The organism is Halomonas sp. H10-9-1 (assembly GCF_040147005.1).
Lineage (GTDB): Bacteria > Pseudomonadota > Gammaproteobacteria > Pseudomonadales > Halomonadaceae > Halomonas.
The window spans coordinates 3,229,182-3,243,436 of sequence record NZ_JAMSHO010000001.1; the positions used below are offsets into that span (position 1 = coordinate 3,229,182).

General features: G+C 62.9%; 14 protein-coding genes. 4 read left to right on the forward strand and 10 right to left on the reverse strand.

Annotated elements, in window-relative coordinates; genetic code table 11:
• Positions 1–11: 11 nt before the first annotated feature.
• Together NFH66_RS14950 and NFH66_RS14955 are read right to left on the reverse strand one after the other, a co-directional pair.
• Positions 12–338, reverse strand: a complete 327-nt coding sequence (locus NFH66_RS14950) for a hypothetical protein (protein ID WP_349610969.1) — start codon at positions 336–338, stop codon at positions 12–14.
• A gap of 2 nt (positions 339–340) precedes the next feature.
• On the reverse strand, positions 341–682 hold the full coding sequence (locus NFH66_RS14955; protein WP_349610970.1) for an NADH-quinone oxidoreductase subunit A: 342 nt from the start codon (positions 680–682) through the stop codon (positions 341–343).
• Positions 683–994: 312 nt separating this feature from the next.
• Here NFH66_RS14955 and NFH66_RS14960 point away from each other — a divergent pair, with 312 nt between their 5' ends.
• Positions 995–1,720: a cytochrome c biogenesis CcdA family protein gene (locus NFH66_RS14960; protein ID WP_349610971.1), complete on the forward strand. Its 726-nt coding sequence runs from the start codon at positions 995–997 to the stop codon at positions 1,718–1,720.
• Between the two features lie 111 nt (positions 1,721–1,831).
• Positions 1,832–2,647, forward strand: a complete 816-nt coding sequence (lgt, locus tag NFH66_RS14965; RefSeq protein ID WP_349610972.1) for a prolipoprotein diacylglyceryl transferase — start codon at positions 1,832–1,834, stop codon at positions 2,645–2,647.
• A gap of 92 nt (positions 2,648–2,739) precedes the next feature.
• On the opposite strand, the gene NFH66_RS14970 is transcribed toward lgt, so the two are convergent.
• Both NFH66_RS14970 and dmeF read right to left on the reverse strand, forming a co-directional pair.
• Positions 2,740–3,971 (reverse strand): IS3 family transposase gene (locus NFH66_RS14970; RefSeq protein WP_502878658.1). Its coding sequence is split into 2 segments (ribosomal slippage): positions 2,740–3,704 and positions 3,704–3,971, totalling 1,233 coding nucleotides; the frame shifts between segments, so codons are not numbered across the junction.
• Between the two features lie 52 nt (positions 3,972–4,023).
• Positions 4,024–5,109, reverse strand: a complete 1,086-nt coding sequence (gene dmeF, locus NFH66_RS14975) for a CDF family Co(II)/Ni(II) efflux transporter DmeF (RefSeq protein ID WP_349610973.1) — start codon at positions 5,107–5,109, stop codon at positions 4,024–4,026.
• A gap of 167 nt (positions 5,110–5,276) precedes the next feature.
• Here dmeF and NFH66_RS14980 point away from each other — a divergent pair, with 167 nt between their 5' ends.
• Positions 5,277–6,632 (forward strand): IS1182 family transposase, encoded by a 1,356-nt coding sequence (locus NFH66_RS14980; protein ID WP_349610974.1) that lies wholly within the window; start codon positions 5,277–5,279, stop codon positions 6,630–6,632.
• Between the two features lie 216 nt (positions 6,633–6,848).
• A complete protein-coding gene (locus NFH66_RS14985) occupies positions 6,849–7,040 on the forward strand; it encodes a hypothetical protein (protein ID WP_349610975.1) in 192 nt (63 codons plus the stop codon).
• 48 nt (positions 7,041–7,088) lie between these two features.
• Here NFH66_RS14985 and NFH66_RS14990 read toward each other — a convergent pair whose 3' ends face one another.
• The 6 genes from NFH66_RS14990 to NFH66_RS15015 form a co-directional block, all read right to left on the reverse strand.
• Complete coding sequence (locus NFH66_RS14990) at positions 7,089–8,171, reverse strand: YncE family protein (protein ID WP_349610976.1); 1,083 nt, start codon at positions 8,169–8,171, stop codon at positions 7,089–7,091.
• A gap of 114 nt (positions 8,172–8,285) precedes the next feature.
• Entirely contained in the window at positions 8,286–9,524 is a 1,239-nt protein-coding gene (ccmI, locus tag NFH66_RS14995; RefSeq protein WP_349610977.1) for a c-type cytochrome biogenesis protein CcmI, read from the reverse strand.
• Positions 9,521–9,952: a cytochrome c-type biogenesis protein gene (locus tag NFH66_RS15000; protein WP_349611749.1), complete on the reverse strand. Its 432-nt coding sequence runs from the start codon at positions 9,950–9,952 to the stop codon at positions 9,521–9,523. The genes ccmI and NFH66_RS15000 overlap by 4 nt, the downstream gene beginning before the upstream one ends.
• Before the next feature lie 47 nt (positions 9,953–9,999).
• Entirely contained in the window at positions 10,000–10,530 is a 531-nt protein-coding gene (locus tag NFH66_RS15005) for a DsbE family thiol:disulfide interchange protein (protein ID WP_349610978.1), read from the reverse strand.
• Entirely contained in the window at positions 10,527–12,533 is a 2,007-nt protein-coding gene (locus tag NFH66_RS15010) for a heme lyase CcmF/NrfE family subunit (RefSeq protein ID WP_349610979.1), read from the reverse strand. Before NFH66_RS15010 ends, NFH66_RS15005 begins: the two co-directional genes overlap by 4 nt.
• Before the next feature lie 342 nt (positions 12,534–12,875).
• Positions 12,876–14,195 carry an IS1380 family transposase gene (locus tag NFH66_RS15015; protein ID WP_349608585.1) on the reverse strand — a complete coding sequence of 440 codons (1,320 nt, stop codon included), beginning with the start codon at positions 14,193–14,195 and terminating at the stop codon, positions 12,876–12,878.
• Between the last annotated feature and the right edge of the window lie 60 nt (positions 14,196–14,255).

A 14,255-nucleotide genomic window follows, 5' to 3' on the forward strand; every position in this document is an offset into this window, starting at 1 on the left:
GTGCGTCGAGTCTAAGAGACAAAGCGTAGTGCGGACGCCAGCCCCAGCCCGGCCTCCGCACCCAGGCTCGCCGCGATGAGCAATACGCCGCTGGCCAGTAGCGTCAGCCAGGACCCGGTGCCCAGCATGTGCACCTCGCCTTCCAAGGGCTTGAACATGGTGACCGCGATCACCCTCAGGTAGTAGAACAGCGACAACACGGTATTGACCACGGCTACCACTTCAGCTCGCTCAAGTTCGGCGATGGGCACCGGCTTCTGCAAGGCGCGAAAGAAGACGTCTTCCAGAACAACGGGATAAGGCGCGGCCCGTGCCGCCAGACGAGAGAGCCGGCTCACTGCTACCTGAACACCCCCTCGCGCCAGCCGTAGACGATGCCCACGGAGAGGATGGCCAGGAACATGCCCATCTCCATCACCGCCTTCATGCCCTGCTCGACGAACACCACCGCCCACGGATACATGAACATCATCTCCATCTCGAAGGCGATCAGCAGCAGCGTCATGGGGTAGTAGCGAACGTGGTAGCGGCTCCAGGCGTGGGTCTCGGGCAGCCCCCCGCCCAGAAAGGGCGCGCGCTGGGAGTAGGGCGGCATCGGTTGATGACGCCGCGGCAGCCACTGGACCAATAGCCCCAGGCCGGCAGCGATCAGCACGATGAAAAAGAGTGTGAGCAGCTCCATGCGTATCCCTCGCCTTGCCCGCCCGGTCTTGGTGACCGGCGCACCCCCTTCTTCTGGGGCGATAGCAAGTCATCTTATGGCAGACACCTACAAACTAGATCAAGAAATATCTTACGTAAACGCTAGCCTCCCTCCTCTTTCAGCCTGGATTCAGGAAAGCTTTATAGACTAGGCCTATCCAACCCTAGGGGCTTTTCATGCAACCCAATGTGAGTGGCTTGCCAACCTCTAGCCTGTTGCTACTCGTCGCGACCGGCGCACAAGCCACGATCGAGAAGCGCCCCTCTTCTGACACTCTGACTCGAGGCCGCCTTGGATACCCTGTCTTCCATCGGCCTGCTGGGAGCACTCGCCGGCGGGCTGCTTTCCTTCTTCTCACCCTGCACCCTGCCGCTGCTGCCGGCCTACCTTTCGGTGGTCACTGGAGGCAGCGCCGGCAAGCAGGACAAGCGTCTCGAGGCGCTGATCCTGAGCATGTTCTTCGTGCTTGGCTTCAGCGTAGTGTTTATCCTGCTGGGCCTTGGCGCCAGCAGCATGGGACAGCTACTTCGCGGCTATCGTCAGGAACTTAACTGGATCACCGGCTCGGTGGTCATCGTGCTGGGGTTATTCATGACCGGGGTGCTGCGCATGCCCTTTTTCCAGCGCAGCTTCTTGCAGTTCACGCCCAATTTCCAAGGCGGCTCGCCCCTTGCGGCGACAACCTTCGGCGTTTCCTTCGCCGTCGGCTGGACTCCCTGTATCGGCCCTATTCTCGGGGCCATCCTGATGGCGACCTCTAACGCGGCGAATGCCCAGGCGGGCATGGTCTATCTCAGTGCCTATTCCCTGGGTATGGCGATCCCCTTCCTGGCCAGCACTCTTCTAGTGAATCGTCTGTCACACCATAGTAGGCGACTTGGCAAGTGGAGCGCCCACGTGCGGCCGATTGCTGGCGGTATTTTGATCCTGATGGGCCTGGCCATCGTCAGCGGTACCCTGACGCGACTGGCCAGTGTGCTGGTGGACTGGTTTCCACTCCTTGCCACAATCGGGTGAATTCATTCACTCATTCACTTTTTCGCCTACCAATCTTATTCCCATGCCTCGCAACATACCGATTACCGACCCAATCGATTACTGACCCAGCAAATGAATAATAGGTGATATATGATCCAGTACCCGATGATCGATCCCGTAGCCATCTCCCTGGGCCCCCTACAGATCCATTGGTATGGCCTCATGTATGTCGTTGGCCTTGTCGCCGCCTGGTGGCTGGGTCGGCAGCGTGCCCATCGGGTGGGGGTGACGCACGATGATATCGGCGATCTGCTCTTCTATGGTGCCTTGGGCGTGGTGATCGGGGGGCGCCTCGGCTATGCGCTCTTCTACGGACTCGAGCAATTGCTGGCCGACCCCTTGTGGCTATTCAAGATTTGGGAAGGAGGCATGAGCTTCCATGGGGGGCTGGCAGGGGTATTGCTGGCGGTGGTGGTCTTCGCCCGCAAGCACCGGCTGGCTTTCCTCCAAGTAAGCGACTTTATCGCGCCACTGGTGCCGATCGGTCTCGGTGCCGGCCGTCTCGGCAACTTCATCAATCACGAGTTGCCGGGTCGCGTCAGCGAGCTGCCCTGGGCCATGGCCTTCCCCCACTTGGGGCCGCAGCCACGGCATCCTTCGGCACTCTACGAGTTTGCCCTGGAAGGGGTGGTGCTATTCGCCGTGCTGTGGTGGCTCTCGCAACAGCAGCGCCAGCGTGGCCTGATCTCTGGGCTGTTCCTGCTGCTGTATGGGGTCTTTCGTTTTGCGGTGGAATTCGTGCGCCAGCCCGACCCGCAACTGGGTTTCATCGCCTTCGACTGGTTGACCATGGGGCAGCTGCTGACGCTCCCGATGCTTATCGCCGGTATGGCACTGGTCGTCTGGTCGCGCTATCAGCCTATGGAGGCAACCAAACGAGGCGGCGGGTCAGGCCAGGCGGTTTGACGGCGTCAAGAGGGCACGAGGCACAGACTCGTTCGCGCTCAGTTGGCTAACCTTAAAGTGGACCCCATCGTCAAGACAGAAAACGAACGGGTTTAAGTTATCGTCTCAGCCATGGTTGCAGCTGCACAGCGCTGCCCTGTGTTTTGGTTCTGTGCGGCATCCTTCTGACGACCGAAGTGGTCAGGAATGGAAGCGCCGCCCCCGAGGCCCGACTGATAAACGTCGTCCGGGGTCTGGTTCTCCAGCGACTGGTGAGGGCGCTGGACGTTGTAGAACGCGAAGTAGTCGGATAGACCGAGGGTCAGCTCGCCGAGGCTCGCATAGCCCTTCAGGTACACGTCTTCATACTTGACCGTCCGCCATAGCCGCTCGACGAAGATGTTGTCGAACGCCCGGCCACGGCCGTCCATGCTGATGGTGACGCCCGCGTCCTTGAGCACTCCCGTGAAGGCCTGGCTCGTGAATTGAGAGCCCTGGTCGCTGTTGAAGATCTCCGGCGCGCCATGCAGCCGCAGAGCGCTTTCCAGAGCATCGACGCAGAAGCCGGCGTCCATGGTATTGCTCAGCCGCCAGCTCAACACCTTGCGGCTGTACCAGTCGATGATCGCCACCAGATACACGAAGCCATGTGCCAGCCGAATGTATGTGACATCGGTGCTCCACACCTGATTCGGGCGTGTGACCGATACGCCGCGTAGCAGGTACGGATAGACCTTGTGGTCTGGGTGCGATTGGCTGGTCATAGGGCCTGGCGCCATGCCTGCCAGCCCCATGTGGCGCATTAGACGCTGAACACGCTTGCGGTTGACCCGAAAGCCACGCCGCCCCAGCTCCACCACCATCCGACGGCTGCCATAGAACGGCCAGCGCGTGTAGATCTCATCGAGCGCGTGGCATAGCTCGATATTCAGATCCGCTGGCACCTTCGGCTGTCGCTGAGCATAAACCGTTGATCTGGCGACGTCTGCCAACGCGCACTGTCGAGCCAGGGGCACCTGGTCGGTCGCATCGATCCAGCTGCGGCGGATCATGGCAGGTTGATCCCGGACTTTTTTTTCAGCCAGTCGAGCTCCATCTTCAGGCGGCCGATCTCCCCGTAGAGCTTCTCGTCGGTCTGATATTCAGGCTTGGGCTTGGGACCCCGCTTCTTGTCGAACAAGGTGGCCGAGTCAGCCAGCAGCGCCTTCTTCCACTGGCCGACCTGGACAGGGTGGACCCCGAATTCCTGCGCGATTTCGTTGGCCGTCTTCAAGCCACGGACCGCCTCCAAGGCGACCTTGGCCTTCAGCTCCGGCGAGTGGGTGTTACGTTTCTGCTTCGACATCTCTGGTCCCTTCGAAATCGGCCTCGGCATATCTTAAACCAGTGTCTTGTTTTCAGGGTCCACTATACCTCTCGCCGTTGTTGGTCTCCGGGTCGTCGATACAGCGCTGTGTCTCGACGGTCACGTGCACCAATGACGGGCATCGAGCCTGGATGTGCTGTTTGTAGACGCCAGGCGATTCCGGGTCATGTGACACGATCGAGACGATGGCGGCGTGAATGTTTGGACCAATCGCCCAGAGGTGAAGATCGCTGATTCGCGCATCGTCATGTTCAATGGAGCGTCTGACGTCTTGCGCCAAGTCGTTGCGCTGATGATCGAGCAGCACGCGAGAGGTGTCCTTCAGCAGGTGCCATGACCAGCGGGTGATGAGTACTGCGCCGACGATACCCATGGCTGGGTCCATCCAGTTCCAGCCCGCGTACTTCCCGGCCAGCAAGGCGGCAATCGCCAACAGTGAGGTCAAGGCATCGGCGAGTACGTGGAAGTAGGCGGCTCGCCGGTTGTGATCATGATGCCCGTGATGATGATGGTCATGGGCATCATGACCATGGTCGTGATCCTCTCCGCCCAGTATCCAGGCCGATATGCCGTTGACGACCAGACCGATGACGGCGACGAGAATAGCCCCATTGAACGAGATCGCGACCGGATGGATAAAGCGATCGATGCTTTCGATCACCATGTACAGTGCGAAACCGGCCAGCAGGATGGCGCCGGTAAACCCGCCTAGCGCGTTGACCTTGCCGGTACCAAATGAGAAGCGTGCGTTGCCGGCGTTTTTGCGTGCGTACGCATAGGCGAAAACCGCGATGCCCAGGGCGACCGCATGAGAGCCCATGTGCAGGCCATCGGCCAGTAGGGCCATGGAGCCGTAGAGGATGCCGGCCAGAATCTCCCAAACCATCATGACGAGCGTCAGGCCGACGACGATGAGGGTGCGTGTTTCACCGGAGCGTTTTTGGTCTTGGCCGAAGGTGTGAGCATGCTGCCACTCTTCGAGTCGATGATGGTGCATTACGCAGTGCTCCAGGTTGATAAACTTACCAAGCGGGCCGATGGTCACCTGCGCCGAGGGAGAAGCTGTTTTGCTAGACGAGTTCAAACAGATCGCACGGTACTTGTAGGCGGGAGCCATGAGCGTAAAGAATGCCAGCCTGCATCTTGCTTTTGCGAAGTTTGCGGCTGCTCACGAATTGCTGTCTGGCGATATTCGCATAAGCGATCAACCGCGCTAGCAGTCTGTCGGGTTTTCGATAATGCCGTGAGATACTCTCAGTATGCCGCCACTATTGGAACGTCGCCATGAGTCGCTTCATCCCCGTTGACCGCCAGACCGACTATCTCCTGCCGCCTTCGGTGGATGAGTGGCTGCCCGATGATCACTTGGCGCGGTTCGTGGTGGATGTCGTCGAGCAACTGGATCTCTCGGCATTGACGCGGCGCTACGCCGGCCGTGGGCACAAGGCGCATCACCCGGCGGTGCTGCTGAGCCTGCTGGTCTACGGCTACGCCACCGGGGTGGTCTCCAGCCGCAAGATCGAGCGCGCCACCTATGACTCGGTGGCATTCCGTTACCTGGCCGCCAATACCCATCCCGACCATGACACGCTGGCCACCTTTCGCCGCCGCTTTCTGCCGGAACTGGAGCAGTTGTTCGTGCAGGTGCTGTTGCTGGCACGCGAGATGAAGCTGCTCAAGCTCGGCACCATCGCCCTGGACGGCACCAAGCTCAAGGCCAACGCCAGCAAGCACAAGGCGCTATCGTATGGCCACGCCAAGAAGCTGGAGGCGCAGTTCAGGGCTGAGGTGAAAGCGCTGACGCAGCGGGCCGAGTCGGCGGACAAGGAGGACGCGGCCGATGGCATGGATATCCCCGCCGAGATTGCCCGCCGTGAAGCACGCCTGGCGGCCATCGCCGAGGCGAAGGCCAAGATCGAGGCGCGTGCCGAGGAGCGAGACGCCACCGAGCAAGCCGCCTACCAGGAAAAGGTGGCGCGGCGAGACGCGCAGCGCAAGGCCGGCAAGAAACCTCGTGGGCGTGATCCCGAACCGCCGACTGGCGGCCCGCGTGACAAGGACCAGATCAACTTCACCGACCCGCAGTCTCGCATCATGCCGGTCACCGGCCAGGGGTTTGATCAGTGCTACAACGCCCAGGCCGCCGTCGATACCGAGAGTCTGCTGGTGACCCATGTCCACGTCACTCAGGCGACCAACGACAAGCAGCAAGTCATGCCGTTACTGACGGCCTGGCAGGGTTACCCGGAGACGCTGGGCAAGCCTGACCACCTGCTGGGTGATACCGGCTACTTCAGTACCGCCAATATCCAGGCCTGCCATGACCATGGTATCGAACCGCTATTGGCGATGAAGCGTGACATCCATCACCTGCCGGTCTTCGAACGTTTCGCCGCGGACCCGCCCGCACCGGAGAGCGAGGATCCCGTCGAGCACATGGCGTACCGCTTGAAGACGCAGGCGGGCCGAGCGCTCTATGCGCTGCGCAAGCACACGGTGGAGCCGGTCTTCGGGATCATCAAACACGTGATGGGGTTCCGGCAGTTCTCGCTACGCGGTCTGGATAAGGTCAGCGGTGAGTGGCGACTGGCCACCCTGGCATGGAATATCAAGCGGATGCATCGCTTGGCAGCAGGCTGAGGGCCGTCCCTTAGCCTGATAGGGCGGTGTCACAAGCGCTCAGGCTACTCCAGGATTGCCGAACGACGCCAGGTTGCTGACATGGCCGGCGCCAACACGAAAATGGAGAGAAGTGGGTGTCGTTACTGTGAGCGACACCCATAACCCGACAGACTGCTAGACTCGGCGGGTGTTACTCTATAATGCCAAGAAGTATCCAAAGGAAAAGGATTGCCCATGCACAAGCCCCTGATGACCGCGCTGGCCGTGCTGTTTACGGCGCTGGTGATAACCGGCTGCAGCTATACCCCCGCGCGTATCAAATCCGAGCCGTTGATCGAGATCGATGACGGCCGCCATCACGATGCTGGACACCGGCATGGGGGGAGTTTCTGTCCGCCGGGCCAAGCCAAGAAGGGACGCTGCTAAGCCTGCATAAGCCGTGGCGGCATACCTTGCTTCGGTCAGTCTCCCGCTTTACTCCGCCGCTGCTTCTATCGCGATCTGGTGCCCGATCCCCGCAAGCGGAAGCGTTTCGAGAATATCCAGCGTGAGCTGATCCACCACCCAGAGTTGGGACTGCTCGCTGCTCGATACCAGCAGCTTTCCATCTGCCGGATTGATGGCGAGATGGTAGGGTGCGGGGGCAAGCTCCATCTCTCGAGTCGCTCCATCGGCAAGGTTCACGGCCACCAGACGGTCGTCCCCCTGGCTGGTGGCATACAGGGTGCCGCGATCCGCCGACAGATCGATGCCATGAGGCTTCGTCCCGATAAGGTATCGCGCCACCACGTCGCCGGATTCGAGATCGAGGGCGATCGCTTGGCCTCCGGTCGCGTCGTTGGCGTATAGCAGCCCACGATCGCTGTCCAGCACCATGTGCTCGGGGCTGCCGTCCAGGCGCATGTTCTTGCGCACAAACCAGTTCTCGGGATCGACCTCGCTGATCGTGCCGTTGCCGGAATTGCTGACGTAGAGGGTCCGGTCCTGGGGATTCTGGACCATATAGTTCGGCGCCGGTCCCGTCGCCAGGTTGGCGACCAGCTCGCCACTCTCCAGGGAAACGACGCTGATACCGCCGCCCATGGGGTGGGTCGATACGGCGTAGCGCCCGTCGACGGTCACCAGCACGTGATGCACCGGGCCAGGCACGTCGAATTGACGGACGACCTCCTGGCTTGCGGTGTCAATCAGGTACAGCGTGCCCTGGGCCTGGGGGCTCGACGAGGCGGCCGTATCACCGCCGCCGCCATGGTGCGCTGCGTGATCGTCCGCCGAGACACCCGCCGGCTTCGACGGTGCTTTCCCGCTCTCACGAGGAGACAGGCTACCGGCCACCAGGAACCGGCCATCCGGCGTCAGATCGGACCCGTGGGAGTTGACGACCCCCTGCGCCTGGCCGCTTACCTGATAGCTATCGGTATCGATGACGGCAATGCTGTTCGCGCTGCCCAGGGGAACATAGGCGCGCGATTCATCGGCCATGGCCGGCATCGCCAAGCCTGCAAGGGCAAGGCCGGCAATGGCACGCAGCAGTCGGGTACGTTCGAATCGTTTCATTCCAATATCACTCCCAAGGATCATTACCGAAAACTCGCATTTTGCCTTCCAGGCGCGCTGCATCGATGTTGTTGGATTTGCCGCAGCCGCTGGGAGCGAGGTCAGCCGAATGGATTATTCGACGACCCGATCGATCACCAGCGCCAGCGGCTCATCACGACCCACCGTCACGTCTTCCAGCCGCCCCATCAGGTCGCCGGGTTGCGGCGTGGCCTGGCCACTTTTGGAGACGCGCACCACCAGATGTGCCCGCTCCACCTGAGACAGCCGGGCGCTGGGCGCCATGGCATGGCTGTCGTTGAGCGTCAGCGTCAGCGGCAGCTCGCCCAGGGTGGTGCGCTGGACCGCCAGCGGCGGCAGCTCGCCGGCGGTGTCTCGCGCCACGACAAACACGCTGGCGCCGTCAGGCAGGCGCTCGCTCAGCGACGGGTCGAGGCTGAGCCGCAGCGTCACGCCCGGGCCCATGGCCGCAATCTCCTCGGCGGCATCAGGCGCGATGCCCAGCCGCTGCTGGGCGACGCGAATGCCCTGGCGCAGCGCCTCGGCGGCATCAGGGTTGTCCATGCCGGCGATGGCGCGCCGCCAGTGTTCGATGGCCTGCTCATGGTCGCCGTTCTCGAACGCCTCGATGCCCAGCATGCTCAGCACCTTGGGCTGAGCCGGCTCGCTGGCCAGCACCTCGTCGACCAGCGACTGGACTGCGCCGCTGATGGTGCGCCCTTCGGTGAAGTAGCGCAGTTCGGCGAGCTCGGCCAGCAGCCAGATCTGGCGCCCCTCCAGCTCGATCAGCCGCTCCAGCGCGGCGCGGGCCTCACTGATGCGACCGCTGTCGCGATAGAGTGGATACAGCGAGCGCCACACCTTGAAGTTGCCAGGCTGGCGGCTGGCTTCCTCTTCCAGACGCCCGATCAGCGTATCGACATTGCCGTCGGGGGAATCCAGCACTTCCCGCTGAGCCTGATACAGGGCCAGATCGCCGGAGGCGCCGACGACCTGGTACCAGCCGATGGCAGCCACCACCAGGCCGATCATTGCCACCGGCACCAGCAGCTTGCCGGAGCTCGCCGCCTTGAGCGGCTGGCGCTTGAGCGCGGCGGTGTCATCCAGCAGGTTGCGCTCGAGCTCCAGGCGGTCCTCCTCGAAGCGCGCCGCGTCGATCTCGCCGCGCTCGAGCGCCGCCTCCAACGAGGCCAGCCGGCGCTGGTAGATGGCAACGTTCTGCTCGGCGGTGCGGTCGGTGGCCTCGAACTCGCGCTGGGCGTCGTACAGCGCCGCGGCGCGGCGCAGCGGCGCCACCAGCAGCCAGAGTGCCGGCAGCAGAAGAACGGCAAAGGCTAGCCACATCAGGGTCATGACTCTCTCCCGCGGTTGATCAGGGCATCGAGGCGGGCGCGCTCCTCGGCGGAGAGCGCCCGGGCCGAGGCGTTGCGCCGCGCGCGCACCATCAGCGCCACCAGCACGCCGCCGAGCACCACCAGGCCGGCAGGCAGGCCCCACAGCAGGTAGGTCCGCCCTTCCAGGCGCGGGTTGTAGAGTACGTAGTCACCGAAGCGCTGCACCATGTGGTCACGGATCTCCATGTCGGAGCGACCGTCCTGCAGCATCGCATAGACGCGATCACGCATGTCCCCGGCGATGGGCGAATTGGAATCGTCGATGGCCTGGTTCTCGCACTTGGGGCAGCGCAGGCTGGCGGTCAGTGACCGATAGCGCTGCTCGGTCACGGGGTTGTCGAAATGACGGATCTCGATGCTTTCGGCCTGGGCCGTTACCGCTGTCATGACCGTCACCAGCGGCAGAAGAACAAAAGCGAACAGCAGGTGGCGAATCACTGACGCCATTTCTCGACCTCCGGCAGGATGGTGTCCCGCACGTCTTCCGGCTTGATGTAGCCGGTATGGTGATAGCGGATGATGCCCTCGGCATCGACCAGAAAGCTCTCCGGGGCACCGTAGACGCCGAGATCAAAGCCCAGGCTGCCGTCGGCGTCGAAGGCATTGACCTCAAAAGGGTTGCCGAACTCGCTCAGAAACTGCATCCCCTTGTTCCGAGTGTCCTTGTAATTGATCCCGACCAGACGTACGCCGTTGTCGGCCAGCGTCAGCAACTGGGGCATCTCCAGTTTGCAGGCGGGGCACCACTCGCCCCACACGTTGACCAGGGTCACCTGGCCTTTCAACAGGCTGTTATCCACCCGACGCTCGGGGTCTTCCAGGGTGGGCAGCTCGAATTCGGGAAACTCCCGCGCTATCAGCGCCGAGTCGCGATAGAAGGGGTTCATGCCCAGCCCCAGATAGAGAAACACACCGAACACGACAAAGCCGAGCAGCGGCAGGGCCAGTAGCAGGCGACGCGTCATGCCGTGGCCTCCTTGGTGGCCAGCGCCTCGGCTACCGCTTCCGGATCGCGGGCGGTGACCAGGCGGCGATAGCGCCGGTCGGCCACGGCCAGGATGCCGCCGGCGGCCATCAGCAGGCCGCCCAGCCACAGCCAGCGCACGAAGGGCTTGTACTGGATGCGCATCGCCCAGCTGCCGTCGCCGAGGTCCTCGCCCATGGCCAGATAGAGGTCGCGGAAGAGCCCCGGGCGCAGCGCCACGTTAGTCATCGGTATGCCCCGAGCGATATACAGGCGCTTCTCCGGCGTCATCACGAAGCTGCGCCGGCTGTCGCCGCGGCGCACCTCGATTCGCGCGGCATCGGCGACGAAGTTGGGGCCTCGACGGCTGCCAAGCTCGGTCAGGGTGAAATGGTAGCCGGCCACCGCGGCACTATCGCCGACGGCCATGCGCACATTGCGCTCGATAGCGTAGTTGGACACCACGGCGACGCCGATGATGGTGACTGCCATGCCCAGATGCCCCACTACCATGCCCCAGTAGGCCAGCGACAGGCGACCAAGCCCCGCAAAACGCCCTTTGGAATGGCGGCTCTTGTCCAGCAGGTCGCGCACCAGGGGCAGTACCACCCACAGGGAGATGGCGATACCCAGGCTGACCTGCAGATTCCACTCGCCGTTATACACAAGTGGCGCAAGGCCGGCGATGATCAGCGCCGCCAGGCCGGCAAGCCAGGTGCGCTTGAGCATCTCGCGCGGGTCGCTGCGCTTCCAGCGCGCCAGCGGCCCCAACCCCATGAACAGGCACAGGATCACCGTCAGCGGCACGAACAGCGCATTGAAGTAGGGAGGGCCGACGCTGATCTTGCCCAGGTTCAGGGCGTCGAGCAGTAGCGGATAGACGGTGCCCAGCAGCACCGTGACGGTCATGATCACCAGCACGATGTTGTTGATCAGCAGCAGCGCATCGCGCGACAGCCAGCTGAAGCCGACCCGGTGGCTGACCCGCGGCGCGCGCAGGGCAAAGGCCAGCAGCGACAGCCCCACGGTAAGCCCCAGCAACGCCAGGATGAACAGCCCGCGGGAGGGGTCGTTGGCAAAGGCGTGCACCGAGGTCAGCACCCCCGAGCGCACCAGGAAGGTGCCCAGCAGCGACAGCGAAAAGGTCGAGATCGCCAGCAGCACCGTCCAGCTCTTGAAGGAACCGCGCTTCTCGGTCACCGCCAGGGAGTGAATCAGCGCCGTGCCGGCAAGCCACGGCAGCAGCGAGGCGTTCTCCACCGGATCCCAGAACCACCAGCCGCCCCAGCCCAGCTCGTAGTAGGCCCACCAGCTGCCCAGCGCGATGCCGACGGTGAGAAAGGCCCAGGCCACGTTGGTCCAGGGCCGTGCCCAGCGGGTCCAGGCGGAATCCAGGCGCCCGCCCAGCAGGGCGGCGATGGCAAAGGCGAAGACCACCGAGAAGCCCACATAGCCCATGTAGAGCATCGTCGGATGCATGATCAGGCCGAAATCCTGCAGCAGCGGATTGAGGTCGGCACCGTCGGCCGGCACGTTGGGCAGCACGCGCTCGAAGGGGTTGGACGTCACCAGCACAAACGCCAGGAAGCCCAGGCTCACCAGCCCCATCACGCCCAGCACGCGGGCCAGCATCTCGCGCGGAAGGTCGCGGGAAAACACGCTGACGGCGAAGGTCCAGGCACCCAAAATCAGGCTCCACAGCAGCACCGAGCCTTCATGGTTGCCCCACACGGCGCTGAACTTGTAGTACCAGGGCAGCATGGAGTTGGAGTTGTTGGCCACGTTGGCCACGCTGAAGTCATCCACCAGGTAGCTGAAGGTCAGGCTGGCATAGGCGATGGCCAGAAACACAAACTGGCCGACGGCCATGGGGCGGGCATAGGCCATCCACAGCGGGCGCCGCGTGGCCGCCCCGGCCAGCGGCACCAGCGCCTGGACCGCCGCCATCAGCAGCGCGATGATCAGCGCGAAGTGCCCGAGCTCGGGAATCATCTTGATCAGCATCTCGACTCCGGATCAATTAACGTCTCGCGAGCCTCGAGGCTCATGATCTCGTAAGGCACCCAGGGCACCCCCCGACATACCCTGGATCGCGAATGCTCCTAATCTAACAATCAACCCTGAATCGAAGCTGAATGGCGCAAGTCCTCGGTCAGTCGACCCGCACGCAAGAGCCTAGCCCGGATGTTGCACCGGGTCAGTCAGAAGTCCCCAGATGCCAGGCTCGGTGGGGATAAAAGGGATCTGGGGTGGAGTTTGGCTGCTTTTTGATCAAGTTCCTGTGCTCAGGGCGCACCTCCCCCAACCCCCTTGTGTTTTCTGTGCCGGGGACAGCACGCCGCGGCGCTATCCCGGCACCAGCTTGCTGGCCAGCTTCAGGAAGAGGTCCTGCTCCGGGTACTGGCTGCTCAACATCAGCCGAATCGTGCGCGTGTTGCGGGTGATGACAGCGCCGATCTTCAGCAGCTTCAGGCGGAGGGTGTTGACCTGGGCCTGGGCGAAGGCGGTGCGCTTGAGGTAGATCCGGCGTAGCCGCTCCAGCAGCAGGTAGGCCAACCCCGACAGCAGCAGTCGGTACTGGTTGGGCCACCATTCGTGGCAGCTGGTGCGGTCGGAGAACAGGAACTGCTGCTCCTTGATACGGTTCTCCATCTCGCCTCGGGCACAGTAGCGGTGGTCATAGAGCCACTCGGCGCTGCAGCCGCGCAGGCTGGTGACCACATAGCGGGTGTTGAAGCCACGCCAACTGGTCTCGGATTTGACGACCACCTTTCGTCGGCGCTTCTTCCAGCTCTTGGCGGCGTACTCGATGAAGCCGAAGACTCGCTGCTTCTCACGGGTCTTCTCGAAGCGGATAGCTGACTCGTAGTCGATATCCAGGGCTAGCTTGGCCAGCCGCGGGTTGCCGGCGAGGCCGACGATGTAGTCGACACCGTGGCGCTCGCACCAACTGAGGATCAGCGGGCGGCAGAAGCCGCTGTCGCCGCGGAATACGACCTTTACCTCAGGCCACGCCTGGCGCAGCCGCCGAACCAGCAGGGCAAGAATGGCGCCGGCGTGGTGGGCGGCATCTCGGTAGGCCGGGCGAAGGTAGCTGACCAGCAGCTGATCGCCACAGAACACGAACAGCGGCAGAAAGATGTAGTGGTTGTAGTAGCCGTTGAAGTGCCGCCCGAGCTGCTGGCCGTGCACCCGGTCGTCGGTGGCATCGAAGTCGAGGTAGAGCGGCTTCTTGGGTGGCCGCCGGAACGAGCGGATGAACTGCTCGATCATTTCCTCGTGGATGGTGACCGCCCAGTCCCGATCGGCTTGCTGCTCGAAGCGACACAGCGTGGACTGGCTGGCCAGCACGCCGTCGGTATCGACGGCGGTCTGCAGGGCGATGTCGTGACGCAGCGCCTGGTGGTCGTTGAGATCCTCGTAGCCCAGCGCCAGGCCAAACACGCGCTGCCGAACCAGGGTTTCGGTGCGATGCAGGCAGCGTTGAGGATCGCGGTCATCACTCAGCCGGCGAGCGATAGCGCGGGTCAGGCCCATCTCGCGGTCGAGCTGCCGCAGCAGCAGGATGCCACCGTCAGAGGTGACCTCGCCGCCATCGAAGCTGGCGGTGATCTGACGGCCTTTGCAGCGTGGAAAGGTGGCGGTGGGCGTGGTACATTTTGTCATGGCGGCTGTGTCGGCTAATTCTTGGTTAGGCTCTTGAATTATAACCGATTTTCAGCCGCT